The sequence below is a fragment of the Brevibacillus brevis genome (assembly GCF_031583145.1).
Lineage (GTDB): Bacteria > Bacillota > Bacilli > Brevibacillales > Brevibacillaceae > Brevibacillus > Brevibacillus brevis_E.
In genome coordinates, this window is sequence record NZ_CP134050.1 from 2,351,427 (window position 1) to 2,371,823 (window position 20,397).

A 20,397-nucleotide genomic window follows, 5' to 3' on the forward strand; every position below is an offset into this window, starting at 1 on the left:
TGTCCTGTTGCGCATATAAATCGAAATGATTATGATTTAGTGAGAGAGGAGGGAAAAGGTGGTAACGAAGCTTCGTCAATTTTTTGTGGAGATTCTGGGGGCGGTCCTGTTGGGAGTGGCAGCCGTCTGGCTCACAACCGGCGGAAGAGGCGGAGAGTGGTCCGGATGGAAGGTGGAGTGGTCTCCCCGCTGGCTGGATGTCAAAACGCTGTTTCTCTCGATCCTCTTGGAAGCCATCCCCTTTGTTTTGCTCGGCGTTTTCTTCTCCGCTTTTATTCAGACGTTCATTACGGAAGAGCAGGTGCGCCGCTGGACGCCGAAGCATTTGCTGGCGGCATTGCCGTTCGGTGCTCTTCTCGGGTTTTTGTTCCCCGTGTGTGAATGCGCGATCATTCCCGTCGTTCGCCGTCTGATTCAAAAAGGGATGCCGCTTCATGTCGGGATCGCATTTTTGCTGGCTGGCCCCGTCGTCAATCCGGTCGTCATGTCCTCGACGTACATCGCCTTTGCACGGCAGCCGGATCTGGCTTTCCATCGAGCTGCCGCCGCCTTTGTCGTCGCCATGATCGCGGGTTTGCTCGCGTATGGGTTCGTTCGCAAAAATCCGCTGCGGCTCGGGGTAGAGTCCAGGCTTCGTCACGAGGCAGCTCATGCGGAGGCGGTACGGGGCAAGCTGTCCGCTACCTTCTCCCATGCGATCGACGAATTTTTCGACATGGGGAAGTATTTGTTGTTCGGGGCTTTGGTCAGCGCCATTCTCCAGGTGTACGTCAGTCGGGAAACGATGGTCGAAATCGGTCAGACACCTTTTGCGTCACAGCTGGTCATGATGGGGATGGCCTACCTGTTTTCATTGTGCTCGGAGGCGGACGCGTTCATCGCCGCATCGTTTGGGAGCACCTTTCAGGCGAAATCCATTCTTGCTTTTCTCGTATTTGGCCCCATGCTGGATATGAAAACGACACTCATGCTGCTGGGCACGTTTCGCTTCGGCTTTGTCGTCAAGCTGGTGATAGCCGTCACGGTACTGGTCATCGTGGTGACAGGGCTATGGCCGCTTTAGAGGGGAGGTGTGGAAAATGGAAGAAGCGAGAGCGAAGCGCCATTACTTTTTGCGGACACTGATCCTGATCGGTTTCACCTCGCTCCTGGCTGAGTTGATCATCACGGATCGTCTGAGCCACTACTTGGCTCCCCGTCTGCACATGTTCAGTTATGTCACGCTTGGAATTTTGGCATTGCTCACTCTCGTCAGCTTGCGGCAGGCCATAACGGGAACCAATGCGTACGACTGCGACTGCGAGGATGCGCACAAGCTGCCGCGCTCCCTGTGGCGATCCGTTTTTGGTTACGGACTGTTCCTTTTGCCTTTGGCCATGGCGTTTCTGCTCCCGGATCAACTGCTTGGCAGTGACTTGGCGGAGAAGCGGGGCATCACCCTGCTTTCCAATGATGTGAAAAAGCTGGCGGAAGCGGCCGGCAAGGCAAATACGGAAGCGGATGCCCGGAAGAACGCCAGTCCGCCGGTTCAATCGGAAAAGCCGGGAAATGGCAACGGAAGCGCTTCGGCCGAGCAACAGCCGCCGATGCCGTCACCGACGGAAAAAACGGCACAATCTTCTGGGAAACAGTCTGCCATGACCGACGAGGGGCTGCGTCAAAAATTTGCTACGGGCTTCGGCGATTTTTACGCCGATATCGCGGTCTCCCTATACAAACAGCCGGTCATTCGGCTCGATGAAACGGTATTTCTGGACGGGCTGACTACAATGGAGCTGTACGCCAAGGAGTTTGCGGGAAAGGAGCTGGAGACGCTCGGCTTCGTCTACCGCCAGCCGGATTTTACGCCGCAGCAATTTGTGGTGGCCCGCTTTTCCGTGACGTGCTGCACGGCCGATGCCAACGTATTCGGTATTTTGGTGGAAAATGGGCAGGCGGACAGATGGGCCAAGGACAGCTGGGTGAAGGTGCGTGGAAGACTGGAATTGCGTCAGGTGGACGGATACGACATGCTGGTCTTGAAGGCTTCCAAAGTCGAACAGGTGAAGGCGCCCAAAGACCCGTATGTGTACTACAGTTATGATCCTGCGGGAACAAACGCATCGAAAGGAGACGGACTATGATAGAACGCTATGAAATAACCAGCTACGACGCCGCCCAGCGGATGTGGCAGCTGCAGCAGGCGGCATACCGGATCGAGGCCGAACGGATCGGGTGGCCGGATTTGCCGCCGCTGCGCGAATCGGCAGAGGAGCTGATGGAGTGCGGGGAGACGTTTTACGCCGCGATTCTAGCCGGTGACCTGGCAGGGGCCGTGTCCTTCAAAAAAGTCGGGCAGACGCTGGATATTCACCGAATGGTAGTGGATCCGAAGCACTTTCGCAAAGGGATTGCGAGCAATCTGCTCGTCCATCTCGAGAAAGCCAATCCGGAAGCCAGTTCCATTATCGTATCCACTGCGGCTCGCAATGAACCCGCCGTCAAGCTCTACCAGCGTCATGGCTACGTGACGACCGGTACAAAGGAAGTCGCCCCCGAACTCGTTCTCCAATTTTTCAAAAAGGACCTGTAAACGTTCTCCGGTCAGGAGGATTCAGGTTTGGCCTCGCAGCGGGAAAAAAGCTCGTACGGTTTGGCAAGCAAAAAGCTGACGCACTATTTTTTGTGACGTCAGCTTTTGCGTTTACTTTTCCGCCGCACCCAAGGTCGCGGCGCGCCGGGCCGCCATTTTGCCGACGAGGCCGTGGCGGGGCGAAAAGAGAAAGGCCAAAAGGAACAGCGCACCCGAGACGGCGGTCATCGCTCCGGCGATCGAGCTGTCCAGCCACGAGGCGAGGAAGTAGCCCAAGACGGCGGAGAGGACTCCTGCCCCCATGCTGCCAAAAAGCATGACGTGGAGCCTGTCTGTGAGCAAATAAGCAGTCGCGCTGGGAACCACAAGCATGGCGACGACGAGGATGGCGCCCACGCTCTCAAAAGCGGCGACCGTCGTGAGCGAGACCAGTGTCATCAGCAAGTAATGAAAGAGCATGACGGGAATGCCGATCGCCGCGGCGAGCGCCGGGTCGAAGCTGCACAGCTTGAACTGTTTGAAAAATACGCCGACGACGAGAAGACTAAGCAGAAACACCCCGCCGATGCCCCACAGGGCGCGCGGTCCCATTTCCATGCCGCCGAGCTGCCACGTATCCCAGGGAACATACGCAATCTCCCCGTACAGGACGCAGTCCAGATCAAGATCCACTTGCTGCGTGTAGAGCGAGACGAGGACGACTCCAATGGAGAAAAGGGCCGTAAAGGTCACTCCGATCGCTGCATCCGACTTGACGCCGCTTTGATGCAGGAGCTGGACCAGAAAAACGGTGGCAAGCCCAATGATGGCGGCACCGATGAGCATGACGATGATGTCGCGGCTGCCGGAAAAGAGAAAGGCGAGCACGATTCCGGGCAGAATGGCGTGGCTGATCGCATCGCCGAGCATCGCCATCCGCCGCAGGATAAGGAAGCAGCCGAGAAATCCGCAGGATGCGGCGACCAGGGAGCCTGTCAAGATAATCCAGAATGTATTCACAGGGTCACCCCTCCTTGTTTGGAAGGCTTGAGCAGATGAGAGACGCTGTGAGGGTCCGCTAGCCTAGGCGTCAGATCGTAGGCGCGGAGCTGCGCGAGCATCTGGGACAACGCCTCGTCGGATAGCTGCGGGACGAGCTCCTCCTGATTCACGTCGATCGCAAGGCCGTCGTATTGATTCTGATTCATGTGGTACAAATCCCACAGGCGCTGGTTCAATACGAGACGATGGGCTTCCTTCAGGCCTTCTGTCGTGAACGTCCAGAACTCCTCCTCAGAAATAAGCGTGCGTTCCGTCACATAGCTGCGCTTTTGCAAAAGGCGCAATGCTTTGCGGACAGCAGCCGGCTTCTTTCCGCTCGTTCGGGCGAGCTGCTCTGGGCTGAAGCCGCGAAGAACGCCGGTGGGGCGGTTTTTCGCCTGCTCTTCCAGCCGCTCGTACAACGCCTGCATGACATCCTCGCACAAAAGTCTGCTGCGCATCCGCAAAAAACGTGCCATCCGTGCGACTACGCCCCGGCTCGGAGAAAACAGCAAGGAGAAGAGAAAGAATGCCGTCGCTGACAGTACGATGGTCGGGCCGGTCGGCAGATTTTCCTGCTGCGTGCTGATCAGCGTACCAAGCGCGCCACTGAGAGCTCCGAACAATCCGGAGAGCCCGACCATTCTGCCGAGCTTGTCGGTCCAGTAGCGTGCAGTGACGGACGGGACGATGAGCATGGCGGCGACCAGTACGACGCCGACCGCTTGAAGCCCGATGACGACGGACATGAGGAGCATCAGCATGAGCACGCCATCCAGCAGGCCCATGGGAAATCCCAGTCCCCGCCCGAAGGCAGGATCGAAAGCGAGCAGCGCAAATTCTTTGAACAGCAGGGCTGTGATACCGATCAAGACGATGGAGACGATCATGATGGTGATCACGTCGCGAAAGACGAGTGAAGCGGCCTGCCCGAACAGAAATTTGTCCAGACCGCTCTGGTTGCCGCTCGCATTGTGCTGAATGTACGTCAAGAGTACGATGCCGATCCCGAAAAAGACGGAGAGAGTGAGCGCGAGGGAAGTGTCTTCCTTGATCCGCGTATGCCGGGATATGGCCGTGATGCAGTAGGTAGCCAAAAGGCCCGCTACACCTGCGCCGATCATAAAGAGTCCGATCGATTTGGAGCCGGTCAAGAGGTACACCAGGCAAACGCCGGGCAGGGCGGCATGGGCCAGGGCGTCGCCTACCAGAGAACGTCCACGCAGAAAGGCGAAGCAGCCGAGGACGCCGCTGCTGATGCCGAGCAATACGCACCCAGCGAGCACCCACATCGTGTTGGGATCTTGCAGGGCGAGCCAGATGCTCATCATGATTCCGTCTCCTCCTTCGGGGCAGCGCCGGTCAGGAGTACCTGATTGCCCATGATATGCAGGCGTCCGCCGTACGTCTTTTGCAAGTGATCGGGGGTGAACGCCTCGGGAGTAGGACCGGCTGCGATGACTCGCCGATTCAGCAGAATCACCCAGTCGAAATACTCTTCCACCGTTTGCAAATCGTGATGGACGACCAGCACGGTTTTTTTCTGCTGCTTCAGCTCGCCGAGCAGTTGGATGATCGCTTTTTCCGTCGCCGCATCGACACCCGCGAACGGTTCATCCATGAAGTACAGCTGAGCCTCCTGGGCCAAGGCACGAGCCAAAAAGACACGCTGCTGCTGGCCGCCTGAGAGCTGGCTGATCTGCCGATGGGCGAAATCGGCCATTCCTACCTTTGCCAGGCATTCCCATGCAAAGTCCCGGTCGGCTTTTCCAGGGCGTCGAAACCAGCCCAGACGGCCATAGCGGCCCATCAAGACCACATCCAGCGCATCGGTGGGGAAGTCCCAATCCACGGATTCGCGCTGCGGTACGTAGCCGACCAGCTTCCGCGCTTGTTTGTAAGGCTTGCCGTAAATTTCGGTCTCGCCGGAAGCGACCGGGATGAGCCCTTGTACGGCTTTGATAAAGGTGGATTTCCCTGCGCCGTTTGGCCCGATGATCCCGATGAGCTTGCCCTCGGGTACTTCCACGTGCACGTTTCGGAGCACCGGCTTCTTTTGATAGGCCACGGTCAAGTCCTTGACCCGCAGCGGTGCAATTACGGAGGGATTAGTAGCCATTTCTCATTCATTCCTTCCCGGACTATTTCAAAGCTCCTACGATCGTATCGACATTGTGCTTCACCATGCCGATATAGCTGCCCTCGGGTGTTCCGGGCTCGCCCATTGCATCCGAGAACAGTTCACCGCCAATGGACACCGTATGGTTTTTCGCAGCCGCTCCCTGAACGACGGCTTCGATGGAGCGTTTGGGGACAGAGGACTCGATGAAGACGGCTTTGATCCGGCGCTGGACGAGCGTATCGACGAGCTGCTGGACATCTTTGAGCCCGTACTCGGACGCCGTGCTGATCCCTTGCAAGCCCAGTACCTCCACATCGTAGGCGCGGCCAAAATATTGGAAGGCGTCGTGTGCCGTGACGAGCACGCGCTGCTCTTTTGGAATGGAAGCGAGCTGCGTTCGGGCGTATTCATCCAGTTTTTTCAGCTCCTGCAAATACGTTTGGGCATTGGCTTGATACGCGTCTTGGTGCACAGGGTCGATCGCGGCTAAATCATCCCGGACTTGCTCCACGGATTTCATCCATAGGGAGACGTCAAACCAGACGTGCGGATCCGGATTTTCCGGAGCGGCCGGGTCGGCCAGCAAATCTTCCTTGGCCAGTTTGGCGGTGACGGCCTTGACCGGTTTTGTCTTGCCGATTTTCTCGAATATTTCGCCCATTTTCCCTTCGAGGTGCTGACCGGAGTAGAAGAGGATATCTGCTTCGTCGATTCGTCTGATATCTCCCTCGGAAGCTTTGTACAAGTGCGGATCCACTCCCGGACCCATCAACTGCGTCACCTCGACATGCTCGCCGCCCACCTGCTTGACGATGTCGGCGACCATCCCTGTCGTCGCGGTGACTTTCCATTTCCCTTCTGTTGCTTCCGGAGCCGTGCCGCCGGAGCAGCCGGCCATGAGCGAGGAAGCAGTGATTGCAGCGGCAAAGAGTCCTGCTCGAAAGCGAGTCAAGTATGTAGGTTTCAATGTTTGTCTCACCCCAATTATTTTTTATATGCGCCTAAATGTTTCCTTTGTGCAACTTTAGCACATAATGATTCCTTGATGCAACAATATTCCCTATGGATAAAAAAGTTGCCTATGAACAAAATGTTTATCTTTGGTCAACTTTCTGAAAGCAATCAGGGCATGCAAAAGGCAGGTGTAGGTGCCACCCGCCTTATTTTTTCATTACCATATGATGCCGGACTGCGTATGCCGCCAGCTGTACTCTGTTGGCGAGCTGCAGCTTGTCCAGGATGTTTTTCACGTGGTTTTTGACCGTATTTTCCGCGATGACGAGCGCCTCGCTGATTTCCCGATTGGTTTTGCCCGACCCCACGTACATGACGATTTCCCGCTCGCGAGGGGTCAAGATCTCCGGCACCGCCTCGTCCGTGCGCGCGTCGTCCTGACGGAAGCGGTGGAGCAGCTTGTTTGCCATTTCCCTCGACCAATCGCTGTCTTCGCCGAGCAAAGCGTGCAAATAATTGATCCAGTCGTCCGGCTCGAGGTTTTTCAGCAAGTAGCCCTGGGCCCCGAACTGGATGGCTGTGATCAGATCGCCTACATCCTCGGAGACGCTCAAGATGACGACTTTGATATGGGGATACGCTTTTTTTACTTCACGGGTCGCTTCCAGGCCGCTCCACTTGGGCATGTTGATGTCCATCAGCACGAGATCGGGCTGCAGCTCGCCGCACAGCTGAAAGGCTTGTTCACCGTTTTCCGCTTCCCCCACGACTTCAAAGGCGGGGTCGGGATCGAGCAAGCTGCGGATCGCAGAGCGGGCCATCGGGTGATCGTCGGCAATCAAAACACGGTAACCGTTCATTTGGGATATCCTCCTGTTTGTGATGTCAAGGCGATCATCGTACCGCCTTCCGCGCGAGGACGGATTTCGAGCGAGGCGTGCAGCTGCTTGGCCCGATCCTTCATCATCGACAGCCCGTACTTTTTGGATACTTCGGAGGCGGCAGGCATGCCAATTCCGTCATCCTCCACCTCGAGCATCCATCCGCGCGGCTCGTTCGTCTTCAGCCGCAGCCAGGCGTGCTGGGCCTGGGCGTGCTTGCGGATGTTGGCAAACGCCTCCTGGATGATTCCAAAGAGCTGGACTTCTTCGGCGGGAGTAAAATAATTCTCCTTGATCTGCAGTTCGCAAGAGACATCCGTGCCAGACAATGCGCTCCACTGGGCCAGCCATTTTTCCAGGCGCTGCGCGAGGCTGCCTTCTTCGGGCAGCGAACGCAGGTTGAAAATCGCTTGCCTGACGTGGTTGTCGATGGCAGAGACGGCGACACGTGCGTCGTCGAGCTGGCCCTGCCGCAGCTTGACATTCAAAAAGAACAGGGATTGAGCGATTCCGTCGTGCAGCTCGCGAGCCAGCCTCTCCCGTTCCTCATAGACGGCACGCCGGGCCTGTTCCTCTACGATTCTGGCGTTCATGCGTTCAATTGTGCGAAACATCCACGTAGCAAAGAGAAACGACAAGAACAGGGTCAACAGGGTGATGTATACGTTGCCTGTTTCCATGGACATATACGGCAGCAAAAAGTCGTGTCGGACAAATTCAAAGCCCCCGATAATGATTGTGGGGATGAGCACCGTCAGCCAATAAAAAATACGGTAAGACATAATGGCAATCCCTTCCTCGCATGCAGCAATCATTCCTAGTATACCGAAGCTGGCAGACGGATGATATACTCGGTAGTAAAACAAGCGTGAGTAGCAGGAGGCAGGAACATGGAGAAGATTGCGACAGCGTTAACGATAGCGGGTTCCGACAGCGGCGGCGGAGCCGGCATTCAAGCCGACCTCAAAACGTTTCATCAGCTTGGTGTCTACGGCATGAGCGCCATCACAGCGGTGACCGCACAAAATACGCTGGGAGTGGCAGGCGTGTACCCGCTGCCGGTGGAAGCCGTGTCTGAGCAGATGCGCGAGGTGCTGCGCGATATTGGCGCGGATGCCGCCAAGACTGGCATGCTGTTCAATGCGGCGATTATCCAGGCCGTTGCTGAGGAAGTCCGAGCCTTTGGCGTACGCAAGCTGGTGGTCGACCCGGTCATGGTGGCCAAAGGGGGAGCCAAGCTCTTGCTCGACGAGGCCATCGCTGCTTTGAAGCAGCATCTGCTGCCGGTCGCCGAAGTCGTCACGCCGAACTTGCCGGAGGCGGAGTGCCTGACAGGGTTGAGTATCCGTACACCTTCCGACATGCGAGAGGGCGCTCGTGCGATTCACGCTCTCGGCGTCCGCAATGTCCTGATGAAAGGCGGACACCTGGAAGGGGATGTGGTGGTGGACATCCTGTTTGACGGACAAGCCTTCCATGAAATCTCGCATGAGCGTATACAGACACGCCACACGCATGGAACGGGCTGCACGTTCTCGGCGGCCTTGACGGCTGAGCTGGCAAAAGGAACGCCATTGGTGCAAGCGGTCGAGCGAGCCAACCGGTTTATTTTTGAAGCGATCAAGACGGCTCCACAGCTGGGCGGCGGCCACGGGCCGACCAACCATTGGGCAGTCGTTGACTAGCGAAAAAGAGTCCCCAAGCAGAGTTTTTGCTCGGGGACTCTTCGCTATTTGATTGGGACTGTAAAGCCGGCGGACAGGCGAGTGGGATAGTCGTTCAACGTGAAGCTGTACTGGCCGGGTGTGCCTTTGTCCGTCGTCCGTTTGAAGAGTTCGCCATAGTATTGGACAGGGGATACGTCGTCCTGTGAATCTCCTGAATGCGACGATCCGCTGACGTTCTGGTAGCTGTTTCCCCGATCGTCTGTAAGCTCGCTGGTCAACGAGATGAAGCGCTTCTCGTCCTGTTTCTCCACTTCCAAGGAGAAATCCATCCCCACCGCATCGCTGTTTTGCCGAATGGCCACCAGTTTCAGTCGGGAGTCGGGAGCTTTGCTCAGCGTCCCTTTGGCAGCATCGATCTGGACGTCCAGCTTGTCTTTGTCCAACGCCCGGATGCCGTCGGCTTTCAAAAACAGCCGCTGCGGATCGGCAAAGTAGCAGCTCTCCAGGTTGTAGACGACACCGTGCTCTCCATCTGGCCTCGACGGGATGCCGTTGCCCCAAAATTGGTAGGTGCGCCCCTTTTCATCTACCAGGCGCAAGCGATCGAAGCCGAAAACGTGCTTGGTATTGGCGGGGTCGAACTGGATGGTCACCTCGGTTTGCGTAGGATAAACCACGATTTTCGAAACGGTAAAACGCTGGCCGTCTACCGTCACGCCCTGACCAACCGGATAGACGATCTCCTTCAAGCTGCCGAATTTGGTTTTGTTGATGGGAAAGGTGACCGCAAAGGGGGTGTCCAGCTGGATTCCGTCCACGGAGAGAGTCACTTTCGCCGTCAAAGAATCCGGAATTTCCGTCTCGTCGTTCAAAAAGATGTCCAGCCGGTTTTGTTCGATGCTCGCCTCTCGCTGGGAGCTCCCCGACCACGAATACCCGGCTTGCCATTCTGCTCCGTCCACCGTGTAAAAGCTGACTTTCTCCAGTTCGACGCGGTGCCCGTCTTGCTTGTGGCGGATCGTGTAAAACATCAGCATCCGTTTCTGGTCCATCAGCACCTGATCGACCGAGAAGCTCACGTCTCCATGGGCAGCTACCGCGCCGATCGGCTGAACGAGGTCATGCTCTGCCGCCAGCTGCAAGCCTCGGTCGTCGCTGATCAGTTCGACGAGCTTTTCCATGCCAGGGAGATGGCTCACATAGGCAGCGATCGCAGGTGAAAGGCGAATGGAGCACAACAACCCGACGAAAGCGAGGCAAGCGGCAATCCCAGACCCCCACCTGACCCACGCCATGCGGCGACGATGAAATTGCCGTTGTTTTGCCTGCTGGATGCCGCTACGAATGTACAAATCGATGTCGTCTGGGACGGATACCGTGGCTAATCGTTCTTTTTCTTCGTGCAATGCCTCTTCCAGCGGATTTTGAAGCTGTCCTTCCTTCATCCCGTCACCACTCCTTTCCCAGATCCTGCCGAAGCGCTCCCAGCGCTTTGTGCAGCCACGTCTTGACGGTACCTTCCGGATGCCCGAGGACTGAGGCAATTTCCCGAATCGTCCAGTCCTCAAAATACTTCAAAATAATGATCCGGCGATGCAGGGGACTCAGCCTGTCGAGCGCTTCTTCGAGATGAAGGCGGGTAGCTGCCCGTTCGGCTTCCCAAGCTTCGCCCTCCCGCAGCGTTTCCCGATGGGACGAATCCAAAACAATCCGATTTTTCCGTTTCCGTTCATCCGTACAAAGATGGATCACGATACGGGTCAGCCAAGTAGTGATGTACGCCGGCTGCTTCAGGGAAGTCAGCTTCAGGTAGGCGCGGCAGGTGGTCTCCTGAATGGCTTCCAGCGCATCCGTCTCATTGCGCAAAAACGCGTACGCTACCTTGTACAGCTTTTCCTTGTGCAGGCTCATGATTTGGTAAAAGGCTTCGTCATCTCCCCGCTGCGCCTCCTTTACCAGTTGCTCCAGATTCACGTGCACCCCTCCTGTAGGATTAGACGCGCGAGGGTAGGAAACGGTTTTCGAAAAAGGCGAAAAAAGGGAGGAGCCCCTTGCGAACCAAAGGCCCAATCCGTGCTTACTTTAGTAAAGAGAGCAAAAGGCGAGGGGAAACGAATGTGGATCAAATGGGTCACGATTCATGAGTCGTACGGACTTCCGCGAGTGGCGCAGGAGTGCCGCAGATACTTGGAGAGGCAGGGGGTAAGGGTCAGACTACTGTCCAGGCAGACGAAACGGGCAGGCCATCTCTACATGCTGCAAGTCCCGTCCAATCAGGAAGAACAAGCCCGGGAATCGCTTCGCGAGTTTAAAAGCACGCTTCAGTAAAATGAGTTCCTTGCCAGTCTCCTCCTGACCTTTGGAGCTTCCGAAGCGGCCATACTAACGGGAGGAGGAGAGTTTGAATATGGCCACGATTGTACAAGAACCGCTCCACGCCGAGAAAAAAGCGGGTCTCTTTGTTCCCGACTTTGTATTCGTCGAGCCGAACGCGCTGAATTATCCGCTCGGGCGCGAGCTGTACGAGCGGTTTCAAGCGGAAGGCATTCCGATCCAAATGACGACAAGCCACAATCAGGTGCGCGGAATCCCTGGGGAAACAGAGGTCGAGAAGTACCGCAACGCCAAGAGAACCTTGGTGATCGGCGTTCGGAAAACGCTCGCATTTGAGACGAGCAAACCTTCGGCAGAGTACGCATTGCCGCTAGCCACCGGGTGCGCGGCGCACTGCCATTACTGCTACTTGAATACCAATCTCGGGTCGAAGCCATATATTCGCGTGTATGTCAATACCGATGAGATCCTCAGACAGGCAGAAGCCTATATTGTGGAGCGGCCAGGGGAAATTACGCGCTTCGAGGCTGCTTGTACATCCGATCCGGTGAGCATCGAGCATATCACCGGCAGCCTGAAGCGAGCCATCGAGTTTATGGGCACGCAGGAATTCGGCAGACTGCGCTTTGTCACCAAATTTCACCATGTGGATTCCTTGCTGGACGCCAGACATAACAAACACACTCGGTTCCGCTTCAGTATGAATGCGGATTATGTGATCAAAAACTTCGAACCGGGGACGTCCACCTATGAACAGCGATTGGAAGCAGCCGGCAAGGTGGCGAAGGCAGGCTATCCCCTCGGATTCATCCTGGCTCCGCTCTACTGGTTTGAAGGCTGGGAAGCGGGGTACACGGACCTGCTGGAACGGCTGCGCAGCCAATTGGTTCCGGAGGCTTTGCATGACCTCACCTTCGAGCTGATCCAGCATCGCTTTACCAAGATCGCCAAAAAGCTGATCCTGCAGCGCTACCCAAAAACCAAGCTGGAGATGGTAGAGGAAGAGAGGAAGTACAAGTGGGGCAAGTACGGAAGAGGGAAATACGTCTATCCCGACGTCAAGGCGAAGGCGCTGCAAGCTCACCTGGAAAAAGAGATCCGGCGGTTGTTTCCGGACAGCAAGATCGAATATTTCACTTGAGATGAGGGAAGAGAGGACAGACTGCCCGCCGGGAAGGTTGCGGGCAGTTTGCTTTTGTGACAGAAAGCGAATCATTTCGACAAAAATATGTGCGGCATGCTACAATATGGGTTGCTCTCATATTCGTGAAAGGAACGTTACGCTACATGAAGTCCATATTGATTACCGTAGAGGGGCCCATTGGGATCGGCAAAACATCGTTGTCTCGGGAACTGAGCCGAGCCTTTCACCTGGAGCTTCTGGAAGAAATTGTTTACGAGAATCCGTTTTTGGGCAAATTCTATGAAAATATTGCGGAATGGAGCTTTCAACTCGAAATGTTTTTCCTCTGCAACCGGTACAAACAGCTGCAGGACATTCATTCCAAGTATTTGAGCCAGGGGACCTCCGTCGTCGCCGATTACAATATTTTCAAAAATACGATTTTTGCCAAACGTACCTTGTCCTCGGACAACCTGCCCAAATACCTCAAGATCTACGACATTTTGACGGAGGATCTGCCGCAGGCCCATCTGGTCATCTATTTGACTGCTTCCATCGACACGGTGATGAAGCGCATTGCCATGCGGGACAGGGATGTTGAGCGGAGCATGGACGTCGCGTACATGGAAAATGTAATCGCGGACTACAACGAATTCATGCAGGCATTCGAAAAGCACCATCCGGATACGCCTGTCATCAAATTTGATTGCGACGACCTGGACTTCGTGCACCGCCCGGAAGACCTGCGCTACGTCCTTGATACGATCGCACCGCGGATTGCGGAGCTCAGGGCGGACCGGATGTAAAAGGCGAGTGGTCTCGCAGTATGTGAATAAGGAGTTGCGTACATGTCAAGGTTTCAAACCAACCATCTTCGTGAAAAATACGGGATCCCGAGCAATGCGGTGATCACGATTGGGGGAACGGTAGGGGTAGGAAAGTCGACGTTCACCCATGCGCTTGCCGCACAGCTCAGCTTTCGCGTATCTGTCGAGAAAGTGGACAACAATCCGTACTTGGGCCGCTATTACAGCGATTTGTCGCGCTGGGGCTTTCATCTGCAAATCTTCTTCCTGGCGGAGCGATTCAAGGAACAGAAGCGGATGTTCGACTACGGAGGCGGATTCGTACAGGACCGTTCCATCTATGAAGATACGGGGATTTTTGCCCGGATGCTGTACGAGCAAGGGAACATGACCGAAGAAGATTACCGCACTTATACGGAGTTGTTTGAAGCAATGGTCATGACCCCGTACTTCCCGCATCCGGATATTTTGATCTATTTGGAGGGCAGCTTCGACGACATCATCGACCGGGTGAAAGAGCGGGGCCGTCCGATGGAGCAGCAGACTCCGGTCGAATACTGGCAGGATTTGTACGAGCGCTATGAGAGCTGGATCGGTTCCTTCACTGCCTGTCCGATTCTGCGGGTCAACATCAACGAATACGATGTGGTAGATGATCCGGCATCCGTAGAGAGCATCATCTCCCGCATGGCGGAAAAAATCCGCCTCGGCCGGGCGACGCGTCCTTAGGTGGGGTTGTCGGGTATAAACGTGAACTAGCAAGCCGCAAAAGCTGCTGCCACAGCTTTTCGCGGCTTTTTTGTTTGCGAATCGTGCAATCAGTTCCAGCAGCAGTTACAGACCGCGCATAAAATTCGGTATAATGATCCTATCCTGGAAGTAAAGGAGCGCATACATGGCAGAATGGTTTGAACGCAGCTTTCGCGAAGATTACGTGCTGGTATACCGGCATCGTGACGATTTGGCGGCCGATTCGGAGATTGCCAATTTGCTGGCGCGACTGCCCATCAAGGAAACGGGGCGCGTGCTTGATCTTTGCTGCGGGAGCGGGCGTCATTCCCGTGCGCTGGCTCGCAGGGGGTACGAAGTGGTCGGAGTTGACCTTTCGCCCGTTCTTTTGCAGTTGGCAGAAGAGCAAAACGATTATCCAAACTTGCGCTTTTTACGCAGTGACATGCGCAGCATTCCGTTTCGCGATGAATTTGACATCGTCGTCAATTTGTTCACGAGCTTCGGCTATTTTTCGTCCGACGAGGAAAATGGAACAGTGGTGAAAAACATGGCTAGGGCGCTGAAACCGGGAGGCGAGGTCGTCATCGACTACCTGAATCCGTCGTACGTGATCGCCCATCTCGTGCCGCATTCCCGCAAGGAAACGGACGGAATGCTGATAGAAGAAGATCGATGGTTGGAAGAGGGATATGTAAAAAAGCGGATTTCCATTACGGATGGGAAGTCTGCGGAGCCGCGCAGGTATGTCGAGCAGGTACGGCTGTTTCGGATCGAAGAGATGACCGGCATGCTGGAGCAAGCCGGGTTCGGGCGCATACAGGTGTTCGGCAATTACCGGTTTGAGGCCTACGAGGAGGAACAATCCTCCCGTATGATCTTTTACGCCACCAAGCAATAAAGAGCGAGCAAGCAGCCGATCCGCGTGACTATCCTGCCTGTCCGGTGAATATGATGGTGTTACAACCGTTCATCGGACAAAAGGGGGCGCTGCTTGTGAGCAAGCTGTCTTTGGAGCAGGTCAAACTGTATTTGGGCAAGGTGCCTGGCTGGAAGCTGATGGAAGACCGGATGGCATTATCTCGAACGTATCATTGCAAGGATTTTTTAACAGCAGTCAGCTTCGTCAACCGGGTGGCTGAGCTTTTGGAGCACGACAACCAGCATGTGGAAATTACCTTGAATGGCGGCACGGTCACGTTTACTCTGGCGTCACGGGAAGCCAGAGGGTTGACGGGCAAGGACTTTGCCTTGGCACAAACGATCAGCAAAGTCAGCTAGGAAAGGACGAAATTGCCGCTCCCGCCTTGGGAAGCGGCATTTGTTTTGGCTTTCGCGCTCCGGTCTGATATGATGAGCGTACCAGCAACTTTTCGGAGGGATGAACATGGAAATCGAACAACACGCAAAGCTAATGCAGCTGCTGACCGACGAATTTGAGAATCGGCAGGCCACGATTACGTTTACTCAATGGGATACGGAGAGCGAAGATGAAGAGGAAGTGGCGCAATTTACGGGGAAGCTGGTCGGGATCAAGCTGACGGACAACGAGTTTGACGAGAAAGACTTGCTCTTGCTGTTTGCCGATGAGGAAGCGGAAACGGTGGAAATTCTCATGGAGATTCCGGGTGAAGAAGTGGATCTTGCGACATACGTAGACGGACGTTTGTCCATTTTCGGCACAGAAGCGGAAGTCGTTCTGGAAAAATGATGCGGCCAGAGCGGTTTCGTTTTGTAGGGACGCCTGATCCGATGACGCAAAAAGAGGCGTACCAGTGCGAAAAATACATGAAACGCAATCGGGAAAGCATCGTGCGTGTGGGTGATTTCCTGATCGATGTACCGGCACTGCTCTCCCCTTTTCATCTGGACTGCTGGAACTGCCGTGCCGTACACGGGGCAACGTGCTGCGAAGACGGACAACCATATGCGGTAGACCATTGGCAAATCCCGGTGATCGAGGAGGAGCTGTCGGCTATTTCGGCGCGTCTGGAAGATCCGCGAGAGCGTGACAATTGGAGCGACCGGGGAATTTGGGAACCGGGGCAGCCGCCGGGAACGATCCGTACCCGCCATGGGGATTGCCTGTTCTTTCAGGAAATCGGCGGCAGGTACGGCTGCGCCATCCACGCCTATGCCGAGGCAGAGGGAAGCGATCTTTTCAGGCTCAAGCCGATTAGCTGCCAACTCTACCCGATTGATCTGATCGACACGGGAAGCGGGATCTTGTTTACGGCCGTGACGCCAGAGACGTCTTCCTTTTCACGGTGGGGGACCGACTATTTGGAGCACTTTTATTGCGCGAGTCTGGAGAGGCGCAAGCTTGCCAGGCATTTGGACGATACTGCCTTTGCAGTGGACGGCTACCGCCCTGCTTATGAGTGGAACCTTCCGCTGCTTCGCTACTTGCTGAAAGAACAGGCAAATCCTGTGGAAAGCATGCTGGCTGAGCAATCCAGAGCAAGGACGCTCCGAGATGGAATTGGAACCACCGTGGCCTTGTGATATGATGGGAACTGCGATTAGTAGATTCACAAAGGAGCAACAGCAATGAAAATCAAGACAACCCAAGACTCTCGAACCATCCAGGCTTCCCTGGTGCAACCATCGGATACGAATTATCACGGGACGATTTTTGGCGGAACAATGATGGCTTATATCGACGAGGTGGCAGCGATCGCAGCGATGCGGCACTCCCGCCGCCCGGTCGTGACGGCATCGATCGATTCCATCGATTTTTTGGCTCCGGTCAAAATGGGACATTCCATTTGCCTCGAAGCGATCGTAACGGCTACGGGAAGAACATCGATGGAAATTTTCGTGAAAGTGATCTCGGAAAATCTGCAGACGGGCGAGCGGGTATTGACTGCCACCTCGTTTCTCACTTTTGTCGCGCTGGACGAAGAAGGCAACCCGACGGAAGTGCCAGCAGTCGAACCACAAACGGACGAAGAGAAGCGGCTGATGGCTTCCGCCGAAGAACGCAAGAAAATGCGCAAAGAACGCAAGGCGAGCACGCAGGAATTCATTAGCCAGTTGACGATCGAAAAGACGATCTAAGCGCATGGGCTTTTCCTGAGCGACAGTTCGCTCAGTTGCGATAAGACGCAGAAGAAAAAGGGGAGGGGTTTCGATGAGATACCGCAGATTGGGAAAAACGGATCTGAACGTTTCGGTTGTCGGGCTTGGCACCTGGCAGTTCGGCGGAGAGTGGGGAATGGATTTTACCCAAAGCGAAGTCGATGCGATCCTGAACAAGGCGAAAGAACTCGGGATCAATCTGATCGATACCGCTGAATGCTACGGCGATCATCTGTCGGAGAGCCTGATCGGGGACTACCTGCAGAGAGACCGCAGAGAAGACTGGATCGTGGCAACCAAATTCGGCCATCACTTCCACGACAAGTTCAGCCGTACGGATCAATACGGGCCGGCCGAGGTACTGCAGCAGCTGGATCAGTCCTTGAAAGCCCTGAAAACGGACTACATCGATCTGTACCAGTTCCATTCCGGCCCGAATGAAGCGTTTGACAACGACGACCTCTGGACCATGCTTGACAAGCAGGTGCAGGCAGGGAAAATCAGGCATTTGGGCCTGTCGATCGCCAAAAACGGCAACCTCCACCAAACGGAGTCGGCATCCAAGGTAAATGCGAAGACGATTCAGGTCGTGTACAATCGCCTGGACCGCAAGCCGGAGGAAGAAGTATTCGCCTCTTGCCAGCAGCAAGATCTTGGCGTACTCGCTCGTGTCCCCCTGGCGAGCGGCTATTTGAGCGGAAAGTACAAGCCGGGTTCTGTGTTCGCCGGAAACGATGTCCGTCACCGCCACGACAAGCAGCATGTCGCGAGTCTGCTGGAGCAGGTGGAAGAAATCAAGCGTACGGAAGTGCCGGAAGGGATGGACATGGCGCAGTGGGCGCTGGCCTGGTGCCTGAAGCATCCTGCCGTCACCACCGTCATTCCGGGAAGCAAGAGTCCAGCTCAGGTGGAAGCCAATGCGAAAGCGGCAGAATTGGCGAGCGACGACCATCCGCAGGCAGTTGTAAAATAGGCTGGGGCAAGAAAAAGAAAGAGGGCAGTGTCTCGACGGACACGCCCTTTTTTTCATGCACAGTTATTCCAGAAAGCGGGCCCTTGCCTCAGGGGTAGGCAGCATACACTGCTTGGCTTGCCCCCACCAACGGTAGCGATTCCGGGCGATCCAATCATAGATCGGGTCGCGGAGGCTCCTTGGCAGCATCCTTGCGGCGGTTGCGAGGAAGGGCCAAGCTCCATTCAGCTTGCGGCCTACGCGCAGGATCGCATCAGATTTGGTATACAGCTTCCCATTCTCGATCAGTACCACGGATTGGAGGTTGCCCTCGTATTGAAAAGCGGACAGCAGTTCTTGACCTTTCGCCGATTGCAGGGATGCAAAGTGGATGCGGCCATGCGGGTCCCGGCGCAGAATGAACTGAACGGCGCCATTGCAAAAATGGCAGACGCCGTCAAACAACAAGATGGATGCGGTATGGCCCGGCTGTTGGGATGTTGGCACGGGGCAGTCCTCCCATTTTTCGACGAATCGAGTCGATGTAGCTTCCTTTTTATCTTAGCAGAGCTTCACGCGAAAAAGAATAGGGCAGTCCGGGGTAAGCTACACCCAGAAGAGCGTCCCCTTGCGGATGAGCTCCTCCGCTCGCACGAGGTCGGGATTCATCTCCCGGTCATCAGTGAGGCGGGGAATGACCTTGCGCAGTTCTTTGAAAGCTCTCCGAGTTCCCGCTCCCAGATCACCGGTGCCAAAATCGATCGCTTGCGCCGCAGCCAAATATTCGATGGCAAGTACCTTTGCCGTATTGTCTACAATCGTACGCAGCTTGCGGGCAGCTGTCGTCCCCATGCTTACATGGTCTTCCTGATTTGCAGATGACGGGATCGAGTCTACAGACGCAGGATGGCAAAGCACTTTGTTTTCCGAGACGATCGACGCTGCCACATACTGCGTGATCATGAATCCGGAGTGCAGTCCTCCGTTTTCCGTCAGAAAGCCGGGGAGGCCGCTCAATTGCGGGTTGACCAGGCGTTCGGTTCGGCGCTCGGAGATGTTCGCGAGCTCTGCGACGGCGATGGCCATAAAATCCGCTGCAAGTGCCATGGGCTGGCCGTGGAAGTTTCCTCCTGAAATAACATCGCCGGTTTCTGTGAACAGGACGGGATTGTCGGTCACGCTGTTGCATTCACGAGTGACCGTGGACCATACGTATTCGAGGGTGTCCCTCGTGGCTCCGTGCACCTGGGGAATGCACCGAAGGCTGTACGCGTCTTGCACACGCAGCTGTCCTTGCTCAGTCGTGCGCTCGCTCCCTGCAAGATGGATCAGAAGCTTGCGGGCGGACTCCTGTTGTCCCGGGTGAGGACGGACGAGATGCAGCTGCGGATCGAATGCCTTCGGAATGCCGCGCAGAGCTTCGATCGTCATGGCGGAAATCACTTCTGCGCTCTCCAGAAGGACTCGTGCGTCGTACAAAGCGAGGCAAAGCTGAGCCGTCATCGCTTGCGTACCGTTGATGAGTGCGAGCCCTTCCTTTGCCTGGAGAGTGATCGGCGAAAGGCCTGCCTGCTCCAGCGCTTCCTTTCCTGGCATGCGCCGGCCGTTCACCTCGGCCTCTCCCTTGCCAAGCATCACGAGGACCATATGGGCGAGCGGGGCCAGGTCGCCGCTTGCTCCCAGCGAGCCTTGCTGGGGGATAATCGGGTGAACTCCCCTGTTGAGAAGCTCCAAAAGAAGCTGCAGCGTCTCTTCGCGGATGCCAGAGTAGCCCTTGGCCAGCGCATTGATGCGCAAAGCCATTATGGCCCGAACGACTTCCGACGGATACGGTTCGCCCATTCCGCAAGCGTGGCTCATAATGAGATTTTCCTGCAGCCTGCTCACGTCTTCTCCGGAAATCATTACGTCGGAAAACTTGCCGAAGCCGGTCGTGATGCCGTAAACAACACGCTGCTCCTGAACCATCTGTTCGACCATTTTCCGCGAGCGACGAACGCACTCCCATGCGTCCGCCGACAGCGCGATGCGGCCCCCGTGTCTCGCGATGGAGACGACATCGGATATTTCGAGTTCGTTTCCATTCAGGTAAATCAGGTTGGTTTGCTGGCTCATGTTCCAATTTCCTCCTTTAGCATAGCAGAGAACGAAAAGAA

At 55.6% G+C, this 20,397-nt stretch carries 24 protein-coding genes; 14 read left to right on the plus strand and 10 right to left on the minus strand.

Annotated features, from left to right (window positions below; translation table 11 throughout):
• Window positions 1–58 precede the first annotated feature (58 nt).
• The 3 genes from RGB73_RS11685 to RGB73_RS11695 are packed head-to-tail and all read left to right on the plus strand — an operon-like array spanning window position 59 to window position 2,572.
• Entirely contained in the window at window positions 59–1,063 is a 1,005-nt protein-coding gene (locus RGB73_RS11685) for a permease (RefSeq protein WP_310772095.1), read from the plus strand.
• A 16-nt stretch (window positions 1,064–1,079) separates the two neighbouring features.
• Complete coding sequence (locus tag RGB73_RS11690) at window positions 1,080–2,123, plus strand: TIGR03943 family putative permease subunit (protein WP_310772098.1); 1,044 nt, start codon at window positions 1,080–1,082, stop codon at window positions 2,121–2,123.
• Window positions 2,120–2,572 carry a GNAT family N-acetyltransferase gene (locus RGB73_RS11695; protein ID WP_310772100.1) on the plus strand — a complete coding sequence of 151 codons (453 nt, stop codon included), beginning with the start codon at window positions 2,120–2,122 and terminating at the stop codon, window positions 2,570–2,572. The genes RGB73_RS11690 and RGB73_RS11695 overlap by 4 nt, the downstream gene beginning before the upstream one ends.
• Window positions 2,573–2,683: 111 nt before the next feature.
• Here RGB73_RS11695 and RGB73_RS11700 read toward each other — a convergent pair whose 3' ends face one another.
• The 6 genes from RGB73_RS11700 to RGB73_RS11725 all read right to left on the minus strand — a co-directional run bounded on the left by RGB73_RS11700 (window position 2,684) and on the right by RGB73_RS11725 (window position 8,331).
• A complete protein-coding gene (locus RGB73_RS11700) occupies window positions 2,684–3,571 on the minus strand; it encodes a metal ABC transporter permease (protein WP_310772103.1) in 888 nt (295 codons plus the stop codon).
• Window positions 3,568–4,923: a metal ABC transporter permease gene (locus RGB73_RS11705; RefSeq protein WP_310772106.1), complete on the minus strand. Its 1,356-nt coding sequence runs from the start codon at window positions 4,921–4,923 to the stop codon at window positions 3,568–3,570. The genes RGB73_RS11700 and RGB73_RS11705 overlap by 4 nt, the downstream gene beginning before the upstream one ends.
• Window positions 4,920–5,711, minus strand: a complete 792-nt coding sequence (locus RGB73_RS11710; RefSeq protein WP_310772110.1) for a metal ABC transporter ATP-binding protein — start codon at window positions 5,709–5,711, stop codon at window positions 4,920–4,922. The genes RGB73_RS11705 and RGB73_RS11710 overlap by 4 nt, the downstream gene beginning before the upstream one ends.
• 22 nt (window positions 5,712–5,733) lie before the next feature.
• Entirely contained in the window at window positions 5,734–6,612 is an 879-nt protein-coding gene (locus tag RGB73_RS11715; RefSeq protein WP_310774253.1) for a metal ABC transporter solute-binding protein, Zn/Mn family, read from the minus strand.
• A 262-nt stretch (window positions 6,613–6,874) separates the two neighbouring features.
• Complete coding sequence (locus tag RGB73_RS11720) at window positions 6,875–7,528, minus strand: response regulator (protein ID WP_310772113.1); 654 nt, start codon at window positions 7,526–7,528, stop codon at window positions 6,875–6,877.
• Window positions 7,525–8,331: a sensor histidine kinase gene (locus RGB73_RS11725; protein WP_310772116.1), complete on the minus strand. Its 807-nt coding sequence runs from the start codon at window positions 8,329–8,331 to the stop codon at window positions 7,525–7,527. Before RGB73_RS11725 ends, RGB73_RS11720 begins: the two co-directional genes overlap by 4 nt.
• A gap of 108 nt (window positions 8,332–8,439) precedes the next feature.
• Between RGB73_RS11725 and thiD the strand changes: the two genes are divergently transcribed.
• Window positions 8,440–9,234: a bifunctional hydroxymethylpyrimidine kinase/phosphomethylpyrimidine kinase gene (thiD, locus tag RGB73_RS11730; protein WP_310772119.1), complete on the plus strand. Its 795-nt coding sequence runs from the start codon at window positions 8,440–8,442 to the stop codon at window positions 9,232–9,234.
• A gap of 44 nt (window positions 9,235–9,278) precedes the next feature.
• Here the strand turns inward: thiD and RGB73_RS11735 are convergent, their stop codons facing one another.
• Both RGB73_RS11735 and RGB73_RS11740 read right to left on the minus strand, forming a co-directional pair.
• Entirely contained in the window at window positions 9,279–10,661 is a 1,383-nt protein-coding gene (locus RGB73_RS11735) for a DUF4179 domain-containing protein (protein WP_310772122.1), read from the minus strand.
• A 4-nt stretch (window positions 10,662–10,665) separates the two neighbouring features.
• A complete protein-coding gene (locus RGB73_RS11740; RefSeq protein ID WP_310772124.1) occupies window positions 10,666–11,190 on the minus strand; it encodes a sigma-70 family RNA polymerase sigma factor in 525 nt (174 codons plus the stop codon).
• A gap of 141 nt (window positions 11,191–11,331) precedes the next feature.
• On the opposite strand from RGB73_RS11740, the gene RGB73_RS11745 reads away from it, so the two are divergent.
• The 10 genes from RGB73_RS11745 to RGB73_RS11790 all read left to right on the plus strand — a co-directional run bounded on the left by RGB73_RS11745 (window position 11,332) and on the right by RGB73_RS11790 (window position 18,262).
• A complete protein-coding gene (locus RGB73_RS11745) occupies window positions 11,332–11,544 on the plus strand; it encodes a hypothetical protein (RefSeq protein WP_310772126.1) in 213 nt (70 codons plus the stop codon).
• A gap of 79 nt (window positions 11,545–11,623) precedes the next feature.
• On the plus strand, window positions 11,624–12,691 hold the full coding sequence (gene splB / locus RGB73_RS11750) for a spore photoproduct lyase (protein WP_310772129.1): 1,068 nt from the start codon (window positions 11,624–11,626) through the stop codon (window positions 12,689–12,691).
• Between the two features lie 146 nt (window positions 12,692–12,837).
• A complete protein-coding gene (locus RGB73_RS11755; RefSeq protein ID WP_310772133.1) occupies window positions 12,838–13,479 on the plus strand; it encodes a deoxynucleoside kinase in 642 nt (213 codons plus the stop codon).
• A 42-nt stretch (window positions 13,480–13,521) separates the two neighbouring features.
• On the plus strand, window positions 13,522–14,208 hold the full coding sequence (locus RGB73_RS11760) for a deoxynucleoside kinase (protein ID WP_310772136.1): 687 nt from the start codon (window positions 13,522–13,524) through the stop codon (window positions 14,206–14,208).
• Between the two features lie 166 nt (window positions 14,209–14,374).
• Window positions 14,375–15,109: a class I SAM-dependent methyltransferase gene (locus RGB73_RS11765; RefSeq protein ID WP_310772139.1), complete on the plus strand. Its 735-nt coding sequence runs from the start codon at window positions 14,375–14,377 to the stop codon at window positions 15,107–15,109.
• A 95-nt stretch (window positions 15,110–15,204) separates the two neighbouring features.
• Complete coding sequence (locus tag RGB73_RS11770; RefSeq protein ID WP_310772142.1) at window positions 15,205–15,489, plus strand: 4a-hydroxytetrahydrobiopterin dehydratase; 285 nt, start codon at window positions 15,205–15,207, stop codon at window positions 15,487–15,489.
• Window positions 15,490–15,595: 106 nt separating this feature from the next.
• Window positions 15,596–15,919 (plus strand): hypothetical protein, encoded by a 324-nt coding sequence (locus RGB73_RS11775; protein ID WP_310772144.1) that lies wholly within the window; start codon window positions 15,596–15,598, stop codon window positions 15,917–15,919.
• 41 nt (window positions 15,920–15,960) lie between these two features.
• Window positions 15,961–16,713 carry a DUF3109 family protein gene (locus RGB73_RS11780; protein ID WP_310772147.1) on the plus strand — a complete coding sequence of 251 codons (753 nt, stop codon included), beginning with the start codon at window positions 15,961–15,963 and terminating at the stop codon, window positions 16,711–16,713.
• Window positions 16,714–16,758: 45 nt separating this feature from the next.
• Window positions 16,759–17,268: an acyl-CoA thioesterase gene (locus RGB73_RS11785; protein WP_310772150.1), complete on the plus strand. Its 510-nt coding sequence runs from the start codon at window positions 16,759–16,761 to the stop codon at window positions 17,266–17,268.
• 73 nt (window positions 17,269–17,341) lie between these two features.
• Complete coding sequence (locus RGB73_RS11790; RefSeq protein ID WP_310772152.1) at window positions 17,342–18,262, plus strand: aldo/keto reductase; 921 nt, start codon at window positions 17,342–17,344, stop codon at window positions 18,260–18,262.
• A gap of 63 nt (window positions 18,263–18,325) precedes the next feature.
• Here RGB73_RS11790 and RGB73_RS11795 read toward each other — a convergent pair whose 3' ends face one another.
• Window positions 18,326–18,748 carry a thiol-disulfide oxidoreductase DCC family protein gene (locus RGB73_RS11795; protein ID WP_310772155.1) on the minus strand — a complete coding sequence of 141 codons (423 nt, stop codon included), beginning with the start codon at window positions 18,746–18,748 and terminating at the stop codon, window positions 18,326–18,328.
• A 99-nt stretch (window positions 18,749–18,847) separates the two neighbouring features.
• Window positions 18,848–20,356: a histidine ammonia-lyase gene (gene hutH, locus RGB73_RS11800; RefSeq protein WP_310772158.1), complete on the minus strand. Its 1,509-nt coding sequence runs from the start codon at window positions 20,354–20,356 to the stop codon at window positions 18,848–18,850.
• Window positions 20,357–20,397: the final 41 nt, after the last annotated feature.